This window comes from Catelliglobosispora koreensis DSM 44566, from assembly GCF_000379685.1.
Taxonomy (GTDB): domain Bacteria; phylum Actinomycetota; class Actinomycetes; order Mycobacteriales; family Micromonosporaceae; genus Catelliglobosispora; species Catelliglobosispora koreensis.
The window spans coordinates 1-15766 of sequence record NZ_KB903262.1 but is presented as its reverse complement, the minus strand read 5'-3'; the positions used below and the strand labels follow the sequence as shown (position 1 = coordinate 15766).

Here is a 15766-nt window from a genome sequence, read left to right as displayed (position 1 = left end):
GTCAGGGATTCTGCGGGTGCGTTGGTCATGGCCCACCGCAGGTCGCCTAGCCGGTTCATCCGCAGGCACAGCACCGGATTGAGCTGGCTCTTGAGCCGCCCGGAGTGCCCGAGGGAGTCTTGGGTGGGTTTCTGGGTGGCGATAATCGAGCCCACGGCGACCTCGCGGCCGGTTTCGGCCACCTGGGTCGCCTGCTCGGTGGCCTCCTGGGCTTCTGGTGTGTTGCGGCCAAACAATGCCGATGCCTCATCGATCACGATCAGGAGCAGCGGCAGATCTGGTGATGGCTTTAGTACCGCGTCACCGTCACCGGTCGCTGCCAAACGTGCGCCCGCTAGCGCGCGGGCGTCAATGACCGCGTTGGCGCAGGTGAGCATGTCCACGGCGGTTGCCGGGTCGGTGGCCAGCCAGTCAATGCACGGCAGCCACGGCGCCAGCGACTTGCCGCGTTTGGCCACGTCGATAACCCACACAACCGTGTCTACGCTGGCCATGGTCCCGGTCAGCAGCACGTTAAGGCTGGTGGTCTTTCCCGAGCCGGTGGCGCCGGTCAGGAACGTGTGCCGGGCGCCAATGCTGTTCCACAGGGCCAGCTGCGCCGTTGAGCCGTCTTCGTAGACGCCGAGCGGGATCGGCGTGTGGATGGTGCGTGCGCCGGGCGCCCACAGGTCCGGGCTGGCGCTAGCTGCGGTCGCGGTGCGGGTTTTGCGTCGGGCCATGCTGTGTCGCCTCCGTCCAATAGGGTCAGTCGCGGCCGGTGCTGTTGTTGATGTGGTAGGTCGCGGGGTGGATGAGTGGCTGTGTCCACGGGTCGGTTTCGGTCAGGTGCACCAATACCTTGCGGGCGTTGGTTTTGTCTTGCTCGACTTTCACCGCGCCAGGGCGCAGCTCGTAGGCGCCTTCGATGCGCTTGCGCGAGATGTCTTCGGGGGTCTGGCCAGCGGCCAGTTTCACGGTCAGGACTTCGCCTGCCGGGGTTTTGCGGGTGGCGAGGAGCTTCGATCCGGCGACACCGGCGATTTGGGCGACGGTGTTCCACCGCTGTTTCACGGCGTCGGCGCGCAGCTGCGCGCGCAGGGTGCCTGACATCCACCAGCCCAGCCCGAGCACCGGTGTCGCTAGTGCCCATAGGCCGTAAAGGCCGCCGTTGCCTGGCTGGTAGGCCACCAGCATTGTCCACGGCCCGGTGATGGTGAGCACGATGGCGGCAAGGCCGCGATCGTATCCGTGCAGCCGCGTCAGCCACGCGAAAGCGCACAACGCTGCTACCGCGTAGGAGGCGATCAGCCAGCCCGTTCCAGCGGTCATCCGTACGATCAGGGCGGTAACAGCGATCGCGAGCACGAGCAGGGCGACGGCGACCGGGGCGAGCTGGCGGCGGAACCGCCACAACAGCCGGGCGAGAGCGAATGCGATCGTGTTGCGCTGCCGGTCATCGATGAGCGCCAGCGCGTTCGTCTTAGATTTGCGCTTGCCAAACACTGTCTTTGTCTCCTCAAGGGGTCAAAAGGTGGTGCACCCCAGGGGTTTGGGGTGCACCGGGTGGAGCGGCTGGGGTTAGGCGGCGTTGCGCGGGTCGAAGAACCCTGCGGCGGTCGGCTGGCGTACCCCGGCCTCTGCGGCTTCCAGGTGCGCGGCGTACAGGGTGCGGAACGAGGTCGCGGCGTTAGCGAACGCCGATCCGGCCTGTACCAGGTTTTCCATCGCGGTCAGCACGTGCGCGCTTACCCGCTGGTCAATGTGGGTGGTGTCGAGGGTTTCGGCGTAGTCGCCGATCGCGTCAGCGATCGCGACCGCGCCACGGGACAGGCCAACGAGCTGCGCGTCGAGTTCCCACGCGGTAGCTGGCTCCATCTCCGAGAGTTCCTTGGCGGCGTTCATCAGCGGCTTGAGATGCGTCGTCGTGGTCGACATGCGGTGGTGTACTCCCTTAACAGAGGCGGGCTTTCCTGTGGTGGAGCTGTTTGGTGCGGTGGGCGCTGGTGGTGCGCTTACTGGGAAACTTGTTGTCTCCCGGTGTTTCCGGCTGACCTGGCGAGTAGTGATGGGGCTGGCGTTGCCGTCCCATCGCATATGCCAGGCCATGTGTGAGCGGGCATTGCTCGCGCGGACCATGCGCCCGCAGCGGCTACACGGGACGTAGGTGTCCGCGTGATTGGTGTGAGTTCTGTTGCGGCGCCAGGTTTCGGCCCGCTGGCTGCCGTGGTCATACAGCCAGTCCATCGCGGTCAGGATCGGCCGCACGGCGTGATGCTTGCGCCGCCAAACGGCCCGTGCGATGCGCAGCGTGATGCGGGTTTTCGGGTGCCGTACCAGCCACAGCTGTACTCTGCGCCGACGGCGGATCGCGGCCGAATATGTTGCCGCGTCTAACACTTCGGTCCATGACGGGATCGAAGGATGTCGCGCCATGCCTTTTCACCTCTCAACACATGGCAGGTAGAGCAGCGTGTGCTGCTAATCGAGCCCACTGTCGCGGGCGAGCTGGGCGAAGGCGATCTGTTCGTAGCGGCGCCGGTCCACCTGCGACATCAGGTACTCAAAACCCTGCGTGGCGTAAGAGAACAGCAGCCCTAGCGGCATCAGCAGCAGCCACCACCACGAAATGCCGAACAGCCACGCGCTAAGGCCAGGGCCGAAAAACAAGGCCGAGCCGGTAAACCCGCTGACGTAGTAGGCGGCAAACAGCCAGTGTGACCAGCGGGTCAACGTTGGCAGGTCTGGCGGGTAGTGAATCTCGATCGTGATGGGAAGGGTGATGGTCCGGTCCAAAATGTGTGTCCTTTCCTGGCCTGCCACCGTGACAAGCCAGCGCGAGGACCGGGCCGATAACCGTCCCGGTCGTCACGCTTACTGCGCGGTGAAAGCTGTTGCTCAGAAAGGCGGTTCGTCGTCTTGCGGCCGCTCGGCTTTGCCGCTCGTGGTGGCCCAGGGGTCACCGCCAGCTGCCGCTACGTCGGTCTTGCGGGCCATCTTCATCACCTTGGCTTGGGCATACTTGAGTGATGCGCCCACGTCTTCGACGTCGAGCTGCATCGCGGAACGCTTCTCGCCCTCCTGGGTTTCCCATCGGTTCAGGCGCAACCGGCCGGTGACGACAACGCGGGAACCCTTCTTCAAAGACTCAGCGATGTTTTCGCCCAGCTCCCGCCATGCCGAGCAGTTCATGAACAGGGCGTCGCCGTCCTTATACGACTCGGTAACGCGGTCGTACAGACGCGGGGTGGAGGCGACGGTGAACTTAGCGAGCGCGACACCGCTTGGGGTGAAGCGCAATTCGGGATCGTCGGTCAGATTGCCAACGATGGTGAGGGTCGTTTCGTTCGCCACAGGAATGCTCCTTCACAACTGGCCTGCCACGGTGGCGGCCAGCACCACAGGCCAAACCCGTTGTGGTGCAGAGGGTTTGGCCTGTCATGCTGACTGTCACCGCGCGTAGGATGCCGCAGCGGTGGTGGCGAGCTGGGTTTGCAGCGTTTCGATTTCGGCACGCAGCGCCCGTTCGGCAGGTGAGGTGATGCCGGTGTAGACGCCGATTTCTACGCAGCCAACCGTGACATCCCCACTGTGGTGGTAGACGCCACCGCTCATTGCCTGAGCGGCACCGGGCTTACCTCTCAGCAAGCGCAGAAGGGCGTCAATCGCAGCGATGCGTTCAGGTTCGGTGCCGTGGGGCTGGATGTGCAGGCTTGGCCACGCGTCACCGAGCGGCACGCTCCCGTCAGCGTCCAGGAGTGTCGCGATGTGCCGCAGCGATGCGGCGAGGTCTGCGGCCGTGTCTGCACGGCTGGCGAGGGTGGGATCGTTGCTGTTCAACGGATGTGCTCCTTCCGCGCGGGTCCGCCACGGTGGCGGCCAGCGCGAGGACCGGAACGACGTTCGCTCCGGCCGTCACGCTGGCGGTCATCGCTACAGGCCTTCACGCAGCCGCCACGCGATGTCGCACAGGTCGTTTTGCAGCTGCTCAAGCAGCTCTGCTGGGTCGCGGCGCGCGGTGACGGCGGTGTCGATCCAGCCGCTGATCGCTTCGAGCTGCTTGGCGGTGCGTTCGGCCAGGGTGCTGGCGTTGTTGGGGTTGTCGGGGCAGGCAAGGGCTGTCTTCATCAGGTGTGCTCCTTCCCGGTTGTGCCGTCGTCGTTGGCGGCTAGCGCGGCGAGCCGGACCGGCTCAGGGGCTCACGGTCCGGCCCGCACGCTGGCTGCCCCGGTGCACGGGGTTAGGCGGGAGTGGTGACGAGTTCTGGCGTCGTGTCGCTGGTTTTTGGCCAGTACCGCTGCACGGTGCGCTCAGATACGCCTAGGGTTTTGGCGACATCGACTTGCCGCGCGTCGGGTTTACGCATGACCGCTTTGGCGACTCGCTCAGCGGTCGGTGTCGTCTTGCGTGGCGGCCTTTTGGCCGCCGTGGTGGCGTCACCGTTGGCGGGTGCTGTGGCGTCACCGCTGGAGACTGGTGTCGCCGGTTGTGGCGTGATGACGACTGGCGCGGGTGCGGTCAGTTCCGCGATCTGGTTGACCAGCGAGATGCGCCGGTGAACTTCAGCGATCATTTCCGGCGTGGCCAGCAAAGCCAGGCGCCGCAGCCGGTTCTCCCGCAAACGGCGCAATGCCTTGCCGTGGTGCAGCTTGTGCGCTGTGGCGGTGAGGCGGCGGATCTGCCGCTCTGCGTGAACCTTGGAAAGGTCCGCGTCGGTAGGGTCGATAAGGCCAAGGCTCACGCCGATGCGCCGTGGCGTCCACCGCCAGCTGCCCCGCTCCTGCCGCTTGCGTGGCGTGCCTTGCGGCTCGTCGGGCAGATACCGGGACATGACCACTGTGGCGGCCAGCAGGGGCAGCAGAATCCGTGCGGCGGCCTCAGCGAGGCTGTGCGCCGAAAGCGCCACCACGACACCCATGGGGACCGCGATACGCCACAGCAGGCGGCCGTTCGGTCCGAGGTTGCCGTAAGTCTTCCAGTGCTCGTGTGCCCGCGCTGCGACCGTGATGAGGACGGCCGCGCCGACGCCGGAGACCACAAACGACATGAGGCGTGGCATGTTCATCGTTTGGGCGAGTTCGAAGACGCCCTGTGCTTCCCATAGCAGCACCAGCGGTGCGGCGATGTTGCCCGCGATCATCGATAGCTTGGTGCCGCGTGTCTTGCGCCGCAACAACAGCAGCAGCACCAGCCCGAGCATGACAGCGGCGGGGATACGCAGGGCGGCCCAGTTCGTTACCAGCCACGCCCACATGGTTTCGGCGTTCATTTGATACCCCCTTTGTAGGGTGCGGCGCGGTGCCCGACCAGGTAGATGCGCACCCGCTTGTCTTCGGTCGGGTGCGGATCAGACACGTACGGGACGGTGAAAACTTCAGCGAGGATTTCGGCGGCATGTGCTGCCGCGTAGGGGTTTCCGATGAGCCGGAACTCCACCGGCCCGCCTACGGCCTGCCGTGGTGTTAGTGCAAGTTCGGCGGCCAGCGACGAGTTAGCTATCGCTATCCACTCCGAGGCGGGCATATCGGCACGCTTGGCGGGCACTGCCGGGCCGTAGAGGAACGCCGAAAGCGCGTCCTGCAACCGGACGGCGTCTTCAGTGGCGCCGTCGTAGAAGCTCATGATGTTCGGGAAACCGAACCGGGCAAGCACTTTGGCGACCTCGATGGTCACGCCAACGGAGAAACGCGTGTCGGCCACGTGCCGGTCTTGCGGGAAACGGCCGGCCATCACGCCACCGCCGCGAGGACCGGGGCGACAGCCCCGGCTGGTTCGAGGCTTGCCGCGGTGAGGTCGAGCAGATCGCGCAGCGCGTTGAGCCTGCGGTGTTCGGCACGACGCAAACGGCGCCAGTCCAGCTCAGTCGGTCCGTGAGGTGCGGTTAGAAGCCCGATTTCGGCATCCACAATGTCAAGCTCAGCCGCGATCAGCGGCCACTCCAAGTCGATAGCGGCCAGCTCCACATCAGACGGGCCAGCCAAAGCGTCCAGGGTTTTCATAAGAAGTCTCAGTTCCTTCCACGACGCTGCGCACCAGACCCCGAGCGGCGCGGCTTACGCGCGCCAGGGCAGTTCGGGCAGCGATCCTCAGTGGCAGACGTGGCGAACAGCGCGCCACATTCGCAGGTCCGGTACACGGACGACTTACGGCAGGTAACCCGCACAGCCGAAGCAAGGGATGAGACCATGGCAAACACCTCTTCCTTGATGGGAGTTGGGAAGCCAGGGCGCGGCAGATGGTTTCCAGGCCAGCCGCGCCCCGGCGAAAGAGAGAAGAACAGAAGGCCAGCCAGCACAAGGGGCTGGCTGAAACCGTTCCCGCACAGGGATTCGAACCCTTACCCCGGCCCTCCAGTAGTACTGGCCGCGTATGCGGGATTACCGATGCTCACGGGGGCATGAGAAGCAGAGAGCCTGCCCGCTTGGCCGTTCCGGCAGGGAGTGCACTTACGCATCGATCGCCCGTCTTGCCTCGATCACACACGCGCCGTGGATACACCCACCATCACAAACCGAGCAGGTGAAGGAATCGCCCTCTCACCAGCCGTTGCCAGGACCGCCAAACCGGCTCGCCCTGACCTAGGAGCTTTTGCGTGTCACTGTGAAATTCTCAAAGGACCCTTGGAGTGAATCCGCTTCGTGTATGCGCATTATTAATGCGCATCAGAGTATCGATATGAAGCCGAGTAGCGCAAGAGGGTTGCGCTACTCTGATTTCGTGACCGATGAACGAGACGAACTTGTCGCAGCTACGAGGCGCTATCAGCGCACCGAAGCGGCTCACGAAGAGGCCCGTCGAGCGGTTATCGACGCTGCCCTTGCTGCGTTGCGGGCCGGAATCGGCCCAAGTGAAGTGGAGCGGCTTTCGCCGTTCACGGCTGCCTACCTGAGGAAGCTCGCAAGAGGCGAGGGGATCCCCCCAGCGGCACCGGGGTTGAAGCGTTCTACTGGAAAGGTGGGCTGACGCCCGATGTCTGGCTTCCCCTTAGCGCTGTTGCTTTCATGCCTTAAGTCAACCCTCGACATGACAGTTTCCCCAGGCCACGAAATAAGCAGCAGTGAGTCAGCGCCTAGGCACCAACTAGGCACATGGCTCAGAGGGGGCGATCATGCCTGCTAGGGGCAAGGGCGAAGCGATTCCAAATGACGCTCTATACAACGCTCGCGATGCTCGCGGCGAATCACAGGGACAAGTAGCAGAAGGGCTAAACCTGCTCGCGGCCAAGCGAGGCGAGCGGCTGGCATTCGACGGCAACCAGGTCAGCCGCTGGGAACGCGGCACGGTGCGCCCCGGACGCTTGGCGAGCCAACTGCTTGCTGAGTACTTCGGCTTGTCGATCAAAGACCTTGGCCTATCCCGCGAGAGAACGTCGCGTGCGAAACAAAGTGGGTCGTCTGCCGGTTCGCTTACTTCGGTACTCATAACCGAAGACCCGACGCGGGAGGACGCACCCGAAGTGATTGAGAGTCAACGGGAATGGCTCCATATACGTCGTAGCCTTAACCAGAACCACACGCGTCTTGCCAAAGCGGCAGCGCTTCTCTATCCACAAGATGTTCAGCTAGGCGAGACAGGTATCCTCGCCAGACACGATTGGATGCTGGAAAAGCCGATTGACCTTGCAGATGTCCAGATCAGGTTTGTCGCTAAATCGGTTCCGCCGACCTTTACGGGTGAGGAAGACGAGACCTTGAACGTTCGGCCGCTGAAGGCCGAACAGCGAAGATACTCGCGCTACAGTCAGGCAATCCGTGATGTCGCCAAACCTACCCTCTTCGAGAACCGCTATTGCTGGCGCCTGCTAGATGCAACATTCGCCGACACCGGTGGAGCGCTCCAATTTGGTGCGATGCACTACTTCGACGCCATGGATACCTGCGAGGCACTGGCCCACGAATTCGCTGGTACGCACCTCGACGCAAACGGGCAGATTGGACGCCCCAGCTGGCGCGGTCTGAAGTTCCGTAAGGCAATCGGCGATCCATTCGACCTAAGTCAACGCCCAGCGGTCATGTCGATAAACACCCTTACTATCCGGCGCGACAAAACCTCCGCCAGCGTCATACTGCATAACCGCAATGCGGCCAACGTCGCTACGTCTGGCGGCATCATCGGCGTCATGCCAGCTGGAGTCTTCCAGCCGTCGACAGTACGAACAGCCTTACACGACAACGACTTCGACCTGTGGCGCAACATCATGCGCGAGTATTCGGAAGAGTTCCTGGGAAACACAGAGCACGACGGTGACGGCCCAGGAGCCAACTACGCAACCGAACCCCTGCGATCCCTTGATGCCGCACGGCAAACGGGCGGCATCAAGCTGTATTGCCTAGGGCTCGGTATCGGCGCCCTAGACCTCTGGGCAGGGCTAGAGACAGTCGCCGTTATCGACACAGACGTCTTCACCGACCTTTTCGCTAGCATGGTCCACATCAACGACGAGGGCACAGTTGTCAGAGTCGGTAGCGCTGTCCCGACAGTGCACATCCCATTCACGAAGGAAGTCATCGACGAACTTCAGGCAACAAACCGTCTCGCTCCCGAGACCTCACTTAGCCTGCAAAAGGCATGGGAACATCGAGGCCTGCTGCTTAGTTGATGCGCGGACGGCAAGGCGCCTTTGCCGTGGTGCTATTCAAAGAATTGAGGCCGTGCCGCAAGCGTCTCGCGAGCATGCGGGCGATGTAGGCGGCTGGGTGTTGAAGATGAACACAGTGCCAAGTTCCATTGTCAGTTCGTTGATCATCGTCGTCGCGTCAGTTTCGCTGATGCTGTGACGGGTTTCGAGCTCGCGCAGGATCACGTTAACGCGATGCTTATAGAAGTTGTGACCCGATGCACCCCTGTGAACGTAGTGGTCCGTTCGGTTAGGGCGCAGCTAGCCACACCGCCAAACGATCACACCGGTATAGCTTCTGAGCTGAGGCTACGCACACTCAGCTGATGATGATCTGTACGTGCTGCGGCCAGTGGCGGGTGGATGCCATCGTGAATTCCGTTTCCCCCAACGGGGCACGCCAGCGGCTACAGATCACCAACGGCGGCACTATGTCGGAGGTTTCGCCAACCCACATGAGGTCGCCGCGCGGCGCTTGGCGGAGGCGAGCTTTTTCGCGACGAATGCCGACCAGCACTCCCTCGCATATGTAGGGATCCCGTTCACGTGCGCCGCCCGCCTGCTGGCGCGAAGATGGCAGCGGGCTAGCCGCTGCCATCTCCTTACTCCGCGCACAATCGTCTAATTCTCGCTGGCGGGACATCAGACGTAGTCCGGCCGAACATCATCGATGGCGCCTGGATCGTTACGGGGTCTTGCTCATCAGGTCAAAATATTTAGTGCGCCCCAGTTGTTCCCGATGACGCCGCCGGTTCCGGATAGGAATCCGCCTGCACCGTTGCCCCTGTACAGATGCAGGTCCTTGGTGGTGGCATGGCGGGCGAGAATGTCTGTTTTACCATCGCCGGTGAAGTCTCCGGCAGAAAAGACTAGGTCGTAGGCACCCCAGTTGTTCCCGATGAATGCGCCACTGCTGTACAGGAAACCACCGGTCCCATTTCCGTAATACAGGTACAGGTCCTTGGTGACAGCGTCGCGAGCGATGATGTCGACCTTGCCGTCACCCGAGAAATCCCCAGCGGAAAAGACTCGGTCGTAGGCGCCCCAGTTGTTGCCGATGACGCCGCCGGTTCCGGACAGGAAGCCGCCTGCACCGTTGCCCTTATATAGATGCAGGTCCTTGGTCGTGGCGTGGCGGGCAATTATGTCAGCCTTACCATCGCCGGTGAAATCCCCAGCAGAGAATATCTCATCGTAGGCGCCCCAGTTGTTGCTTATCGCGCCGCCCGTTCCGGACAGGAAGCCGCCTGCACCGTTGCCCTTATATAGATGCAGGTCCTTGGTCGTGGCATGACGCGCAATAATGTCGACCTTGCCATCACCCGAGAAATCCCCAGCGGAAAAGACTCGGTCGTAGGCGCCCCAGTTGTTGCTTATCGCGCCGCCGGTTCCGGACAGGAAGCCGCCTGCACCGTTGCCCTTATATAGATGCAGGTCCTTGGTCGTGGCATGACGCGCAATAATGTCAGCCTTACCATCACCGGAGAAGTCTCTCCTCAGCAGCACCTCAGGCTGGCTGCCGGAGCCTCCAGAGCCGCCGCCACCGCCTGAATCGCCACCGCCGGTACCATCACCTTTGTCATCGCCGTCGACTCCGACCAGCTCGAACGTGCGCGGCTCTTCTCCGTAACCAGCGCAAGTGCCCGTGATGCTCTCAAACCAGTTGATTCGCATCGCAATGGTATTGCCGTAGCGTCTATTTACCGTCCACTTACGGCTGTAATATTCAGCTCCGTAGATGTCATGACGATCGTATTCCTCAAACGAGGGACCACCAGGTTCGATTCTCCGGTGACCGATGGTCATGATGCTGACCGTGGGACCGGCTACGAAAGCAACTGTCAGCTCGACATCACGCACAGTGATGCCTGCGCTGCTGACGTTTTCGAGTGTCCATTTCACCATCCAGTCCCGCGTGATGTCGCGATCTCCGCAGTCGGCGGTAATGCGCACGCGCTGCGAATAGGTGGTACTTGCCGGTCCCACGGTGCTTGACATTCCCATGTAGTAGTACTTGTCGTCCGCATGAGCGGGCGAAGCCGGGACCAGAAGCGAGCTAGCCACAGAAGCGAGTGCCGTAGTCAAAACTGCAAGCCGCCGAAAACGTCCATTACTCAAGTTGAAACTCCTTGCAGAGGGATGTCCAAGATCCAGCACCCTAGCAAGAAATCCACGCTGCGGATGCCCGTCCTCCGGGCAGTACGGTCATCTCATTCGCTCTCTGCTCTCAAACCCAGTGCGGATCGCTCTTTCCTGTGACTTGGCCGGGTCCTGAGTGATGAAAGCGACAGAAGCCGGTAGAAGGCATTGATGAGGGCTGTCGCTTCGTTTGAGTAGCGATCGTTTGGGCAGGTCAGCTGCTCGCTGATCTAGTTGTCTAAGAGCTTGCCTGATTTGGTTCGGCCAGGCGGTGCTTTGTCCGCCCATTTTGGGAGTGCGCCGCCCGGGGCTACAACCAGCGGACGGCGCGTCGCCCTCAAGGAGGACTCATGAGCGCTGTAAGTGTCATCGGCAACGCCGACCACCCGGTACCCCAGCGAATTACGGTCAGCGTTTCCGTATCGGGGACCGTGCGGGTGACGGTCGGCGAGGCTACGAAGCGCCCATTCAGTTCCCGCTAACAGCGGGCTGCGGAGCGTTAGGCCTGTCCCGGCGCTCCGCAGCCGTCCACCAATAGGTCCTGTGTCCGCCCCGTGTCTAGATGTCGCCCATAGCGAACTGCTCATCCGTTAGATCTTCGACGGACTCAAGGACCTCGTCGGTGACTAGTAGTCCGCCAGCAGTGAAGTGCATCTGATGTCGGTTCGATACTAGGAAGCTGTTCGGTATGAAGACCAGCCGGATGAACGGCAAAGTCTCCACGTCACGGCGTAAGAACGATGCGCCTAGAGTTCCAGGTATAAACCACGAGTTCGCGCCAAATGCCGAAAACTGGCGCTGAATGATCGCCTCAAGAAGTTGGATAGCCTCAAGTGCGGGCGCTCGCGCGTCACGATCTAGATCGTGACGGAAATGTACGCAGTCATTCCGTCTTGCGTTCAGCTTGACGAAGTCGGCGGCTGCCTCGGGTATCAACACATTCCAGTCGGCAAGTGCATCGATCATCTTTGGCCATTTATCGAAAGAGCTCTTCTTGTAGATATGTTTGTAGTGTGTGGACGATTTGAAATCGTCACGGAGCTTGATGACGAGATGATTCAAAATGCGTTCGCCTAGTGTGCAAGCGCCCACCAAGGCTGGATAGTAGGCGCTCATAACAAATGCGGAGCGTGCTTGGGCCAGGAATTTGTTGTGGTAGGCCAGTACTGAGAAGGGTTTGGCTCCCAAGTCCTTGAAGTTTTGAAGCTTTGTCGCAAAGTCTCGCTGTCCGAATTCTGCGGAGAGTTCTTGATGGATATTCTCTATGTTTTTTCGCCATTGATCGCGGATCGCTGGTGTCCAGTCGTCACGGATTTCGGTGCTCAATGTGTTTGCACGCGTGTCGAAGTCCATGATCATAGGGCGGTATCGTTTATTGCCGTCACCCGGTCCTCGTGCCTCGCCTGATGGCACCACTCTTCGCATGTCAGCCCTCTCGCCGCTGCGCCGCCCGGCCGAGGCGCCTGGTGCCGCAGGATTCGCAATGACACGATAGCTATCAAGGGGAGTCGCGTGCCCCGCCGCGCCGCCATCTGGCATGCCCGGCTCGTGAGTGACTACCCGCAAGGAGGCTCACGCACGAATGCGGACGCAAGCGGATGGTTGTTGCAGCTCTTGACCGATATCTGGAGAGAGCAGATAGCAGTGGTGCTTGCTTGACACGGAAGAGGTCCGCCCTGAAGGTGTGCACGGTTTGGCGGTGCCAGATCCGTGCCAGACACATAGGGTCACCACGGTGACTGTGGGGGAGTGGCGGGGAACGAAGCAGGTCAGGGCCTGATAGAAGCCTTGCAGCATACGGATGTTTGCCGATACCCGCCCTGGCAGTGTGGGGGTCAGGGGTTCGAGTCCCCTCAGCTCCACTCATCTATATAAGCAAGTAAAACGCCCTGGATTTCTCCAGGGCGTTTCGCGTTATGTGCTCAGTTGAAACGGCTCGTGCCCAATCTTTGCCCAATCGCTAAGTGATCTTGCCTCGCGCCTCCTCAACGAGGCCATCGAGTACGGCAGCGATGGCTTGGTCTCGTTCGCGGTCTGCATGCTGGTAAATCATGGCTGCGCGGGTGCTGGAGTGCCTGATGCGGGCCATGAGTTCCTTCAAGGTCGCGCCGCCGCGTGAAGACCATGTGCTGCCTGTGTGGCGCAGGTCGTGCAGATGTAGATCTAGCTCTTTAGGGATGCCGGCGGCGATCAGAGCGCGTTTCCAGATCCGTTGAAGTTGCGGCGCCGTGGCACACCGCCAAGTGGGCCGACGAACAGCTGACCTTCGTTCGCGTAATCCGGCCCGCTAGGAGCCCTCATCTGTGACAGGAAAGCTAAACGCCCGGACTGCTCCAGGGCGTTTAGCGTCGTTTACTATGCCGCTCTGTGCTCTCCTGGCGTAGTTCCTGAGCCAACATCCTGGCTCGGTACTGCGCGAAGGTGCCTCACGACTGAGGTCAAGGTTTCTGCTGCGGCTTCGATGGCTTCGCGGTCCTGCATGAGCGTTCGGACGAACAGCTGGGTCTCTGCGTCGGGGCTGCTCACATTGTCGATTACCAATTGCCTGATGAAGGTGGATAGCTTGAGGCCGGCTTTGTCGGCTGCGGCATTGACCAGAGCTAGTTCGCCCTTGTTGAACCTCACAGACACGACGCTGGAGAGGTTCGGTGAGATATCGGCCGCCACAGGTTCGCCCCAGGCGTCGTCGCTCTCGTTTTCCTCAAGCCACTGCGCGTATTGCTCGGGTGTCATCTCACCGAGGTCAGCATGTTCAAACCCGGAATCCGAGTTCCCCCTGGCCATCGCCCCTTCTCTCGTTACGTTTGCTGCCAACATGTAATCGGTACAGCTTCGTTCGTCTCGCTCAGGTAGATGAAGGGGATTGTCAATCTCCTACCTGCGTCAGTTCGGCCCACAGCTTTATGGGTCGATCTCCTATCAGCCCGGTTGCTCGCATAGATCGTGGGACCGTTCGCAAACACTTCTTCAATTTCGGTGATAGTCGCTCGCCGCGTTATGTACGTGACGGGAGCGAGATCCCAGCGCAAGGCTCGGATCCGAACAGGCGGCATGAAAGCCGTCCTTTCTGATATCACACATGTCTGCCGCTAATTGTAGTACGAGGCCGACAGATTGTCATACATTCGTCGTCGATGCGGCTCCACCCAACAGGCTGGCAAGGAGAGGGACGTCGGTCCCCGGTGAACTCTCGTCTCGGGGACAAACGCTGGTCAAGGCTCGTCAAGGGTGAGCGCATACCTGGGACACACGCCAACAGCATGTAGCCGCAGTGGCCGATAACCTACCGTGATGTCTCATGTGGAATGCACTGGCCGCGCTCGCAGCAGTAGCAGCGGCGTTGATCGCGATCATGGTCGGCAAGAGGACTATCCGCGCGCAAACGCGCAGCACTTTGGACCAGCGCGCCCCTGATGTAAGCGTAGTTCTGAACCGCGTCGAGCCGATCCTCCGGACGAGGCTTGCGAATGGCGAGTGGGGTGTCGAGCATTCGAGTTGGGAAGACGGAAGATTCGTGAAGCCCTGGTGTCTGGCCAAGCCCGGGGGACAGCCGTCACCGCCTGCGCCGCTGCACCCGGCGGAAGGCCGTGACGAGGGAGACCTCTCCTGGGCGGCCTTTCTCTCTGTCACGATCCACAATCATTCATCGCGCACGGTGTACATGGACTCCGATGACCTTGTTGTGTCGGGAAGCAACAGCTATGGCCAGCGATTGCCGACGGCCAAAGCCGTTGGCCGACTTGTCCTCGGGCCGGATCAGCAGGAACGGTTCTACCTGCCGGTCGTGAAGAGTGTTCGTGAGTGGGCGTCGCTCTATGGCAGCGATCGGTGGGAGGCGGCAACATCGATCATGGTGGATGACGGCCAGGACTTTGGCGTGAGCGAGGAACGCGTGATCAATATTCGACTTCGGCCTGTCGAGCCAAGTAATGCGGGTGCGGATTTCCAAGGCGTACAACATTGCCAAGGCTGCGGTAAGCCGCTGTGGGTTATGCGATCGACGGACTTTGGCGAAGCAACCGTGGAGCCCGCTGTGCGGCGTTACTTCTACTCAAAGATCGCCGGACAGCAGGTCCCGTCCGACCGGCCGGGCTGGCCCACACGTATCGCGCGGCGGTTCGTGCGCCGTAGAGGCTGAGTCATTCCCCTCAGCTCAAAGGCAGTTGGGTCTTGATCCAGAGAGCTAGCTCTCTGTGTGAGTAGCTAACTGCGTGACTACCGAGAAGCGAGCGGACGGACGCACACGGACGCAGGCGACTGTTTGCCCTGCTACTGGGTCACATCGATAAAGATCAGGGAGCCGTGGTCTGTGCTTCACACGGAAGCCGTCTACTAACGGCCAATGGTCCAGCACAGCACCTCCTGGCTTCCCATGGCCGCCCTGCCATTACGAATTCGGTAGTAGCCCTTCGCTCGTGGTACTCCCCGTAACGCGAGCGATAGGGAGGCCAGTGCGGTACGGGTACCGCGTTTATCGCTGGTGACATTCAATGGTGAAGGAACTCCGATGATCGAACAGATCTGCGCGTCGCGAAAACTATAGACTTGCCATCCTTGGCATTCGAATGGTTGTAGGCACCGGTGCCCGACTCGACCGTTACAACGTAATGGTCCGATCGGCGAGGGCGTGGCTAGCCACATTGCCAAACCGCTTGACATCACTCGAATATGGGACGCCCGTACGGCTCATGGACACACCATGAGCCGTACGGGCGTCCTTTGCCTATCGGTTCTATCGCGTATATACGTACTTCACACCGTTGACTTCAATGGCGGCAACCGTCGAAGCACGGACGTCTCCTGACGCACCTGACACTCGTAGGTTGTTCCAGCCGCGGTTGCTGCTGGCTTCATACACAACGCCGTTTACGGTTGTGTAGAACACCTTTTCGCTGCCAATGTTCGTTGCGGCGAGCGCTCCGCTCGAAACACCTTGGACGCCGGTCCACAGGTTGGTCCAGCCATTGGCGCTGCTGGCTTCGTAAACCTTGCCGTTGATTATCGTGTAGATGTGCTTGGTGCCGTTGACGTTGG

General features: G+C 61.2%; 18 protein-coding genes. 3 read left to right on the top strand and 15 right to left on the bottom strand.

All coding sequences use genetic code 11. From position 1 onward, the window contains the following. From A3E1_RS41520 to A3E1_RS41510, 10 genes are all read right to left on the bottom strand, one after another. The coding region (locus A3E1_RS41520; RefSeq protein WP_020523040.1) for a type IV secretion system DNA-binding domain-containing protein at positions 1-719 on the bottom strand (719 nt) is incomplete at its 3' end. A gap of 25 nt (positions 720-744) precedes the next feature. Further along, positions 745-1482: a hypothetical protein gene (locus A3E1_RS0122425; RefSeq protein WP_020523039.1), complete on the bottom strand. Its 738-nt coding sequence runs from the start codon at positions 1480-1482 to the stop codon at positions 745-747. A 75-nt stretch (positions 1483-1557) separates the two neighbouring features. Next, a complete protein-coding gene (locus A3E1_RS46275) occupies positions 1558-2412 on the bottom strand; it encodes a hypothetical protein (protein WP_083929594.1) in 855 nt (284 codons plus the stop codon). A 45-nt stretch (positions 2413-2457) separates the two neighbouring features. Continuing rightward, positions 2458-2772: a hypothetical protein gene (locus A3E1_RS0122415; RefSeq protein ID WP_020523037.1), complete on the bottom strand. Its 315-nt coding sequence runs from the start codon at positions 2770-2772 to the stop codon at positions 2458-2460. A gap of 102 nt (positions 2773-2874) precedes the next feature. Then, the gene (locus A3E1_RS0122410; protein ID WP_020523036.1) at positions 2875-3330 is read right to left on the bottom strand and encodes a single-stranded DNA-binding protein; all 456 of its coding nucleotides are present in this window, start codon (positions 3328-3330) and stop codon (positions 2875-2877) included. A 96-nt stretch (positions 3331-3426) separates the two neighbouring features. Continuing rightward, positions 3427-3816, bottom strand: coding sequence for a hypothetical protein (locus A3E1_RS0122405; protein WP_020523035.1), 390 nt, complete (start codon positions 3814-3816; stop codon positions 3427-3429). A 93-nt stretch (positions 3817-3909) separates the two neighbouring features. Beyond that, positions 3910-4104, bottom strand: coding sequence for a hypothetical protein (locus A3E1_RS0122400; protein WP_020523034.1), 195 nt, complete (start codon positions 4102-4104; stop codon positions 3910-3912). Between the two features lie 112 nt (positions 4105-4216). Then, the gene (locus A3E1_RS0122395; protein WP_020523033.1) at positions 4217-5245 is read right to left on the bottom strand and encodes a hypothetical protein; all 1029 of its coding nucleotides are present in this window, start codon (positions 5243-5245) and stop codon (positions 4217-4219) included. Then, positions 5242-5706 (bottom strand): hypothetical protein, encoded by a 465-nt coding sequence (locus A3E1_RS44980; protein ID WP_020523032.1) that lies wholly within the window; start codon positions 5704-5706, stop codon positions 5242-5244. The genes A3E1_RS0122395 and A3E1_RS44980 overlap by 4 nt, the downstream gene beginning before the upstream one ends. Then, positions 5706-5975, bottom strand: coding sequence for a DUF6284 family protein (locus tag A3E1_RS41510; RefSeq protein WP_020523031.1), 270 nt, complete (start codon positions 5973-5975; stop codon positions 5706-5708). The genes A3E1_RS44980 and A3E1_RS41510 overlap by 1 nt, the downstream gene beginning before the upstream one ends. A gap of 1109 nt (positions 5976-7084) precedes the next feature. On the opposite strand from A3E1_RS41510, the gene A3E1_RS0122375 reads away from it, so the two are divergent. After that, on the top strand, positions 7085-8575 hold the full coding sequence (locus A3E1_RS0122375; protein WP_040391530.1) for a helix-turn-helix domain-containing protein: 1491 nt from the start codon (positions 7085-7087) through the stop codon (positions 8573-8575). 720 nt (positions 8576-9295) lie between these two features. Here A3E1_RS0122375 and A3E1_RS44975 read toward each other — a convergent pair. Continuing rightward, on the bottom strand, positions 9296-10711 hold the full coding sequence (locus A3E1_RS44975; protein ID WP_157631686.1) for an FG-GAP repeat domain-containing protein: 1416 nt from the start codon (positions 10709-10711) through the stop codon (positions 9296-9298). Positions 10712-11082: 371 nt separating this feature from the next. On the opposite strand from A3E1_RS44975, the gene A3E1_RS48845 reads away from it, so the two are divergent. Then, positions 11083-11214 (top strand): hypothetical protein, encoded by a 132-nt coding sequence (locus A3E1_RS48845; protein ID WP_281167395.1) that lies wholly within the window; start codon positions 11083-11085, stop codon positions 11212-11214. 76 nt (positions 11215-11290) lie between these two features. Here the strand turns inward: A3E1_RS48845 and A3E1_RS41495 are convergent, their stop codons facing one another. The 3 genes from A3E1_RS41495 to A3E1_RS0122340 all read right to left on the bottom strand — a co-directional run bounded on the left by A3E1_RS41495 (position 11291) and on the right by A3E1_RS0122340 (position 13549). Beyond that, positions 11291-12271: a hypothetical protein gene (locus tag A3E1_RS41495; protein WP_157631685.1), complete on the bottom strand. Its 981-nt coding sequence runs from the start codon at positions 12269-12271 to the stop codon at positions 11291-11293. Positions 12272-12692: 421 nt separating this feature from the next. After that, positions 12693-12911 (bottom strand): tyrosine-type recombinase/integrase, encoded by a 219-nt coding sequence (locus A3E1_RS46270; RefSeq protein WP_245571327.1) that lies wholly within the window; start codon positions 12909-12911, stop codon positions 12693-12695. Between the two features lie 176 nt (positions 12912-13087). Continuing rightward, a complete protein-coding gene (locus tag A3E1_RS0122340; RefSeq protein ID WP_157631684.1) occupies positions 13088-13549 on the bottom strand; it encodes a DUF6290 family protein in 462 nt (153 codons plus the stop codon). A 481-nt stretch (positions 13550-14030) separates the two neighbouring features. Here A3E1_RS0122340 and A3E1_RS0122335 point away from each other — a divergent pair, with 481 nt between their 5' ends. Next, positions 14031-14870, top strand: coding sequence for a hypothetical protein (locus tag A3E1_RS0122335; RefSeq protein WP_020523022.1), 840 nt, complete (start codon positions 14031-14033; stop codon positions 14868-14870). Between the two features lie 594 nt (positions 14871-15464). Here A3E1_RS0122335 and A3E1_RS41490 read toward each other — a convergent pair. Beyond that, positions 15465-15766: hypothetical protein (locus tag A3E1_RS41490; RefSeq protein WP_040391526.1), on the bottom strand; the 302-nt coding region annotated here is incomplete at its 5' end.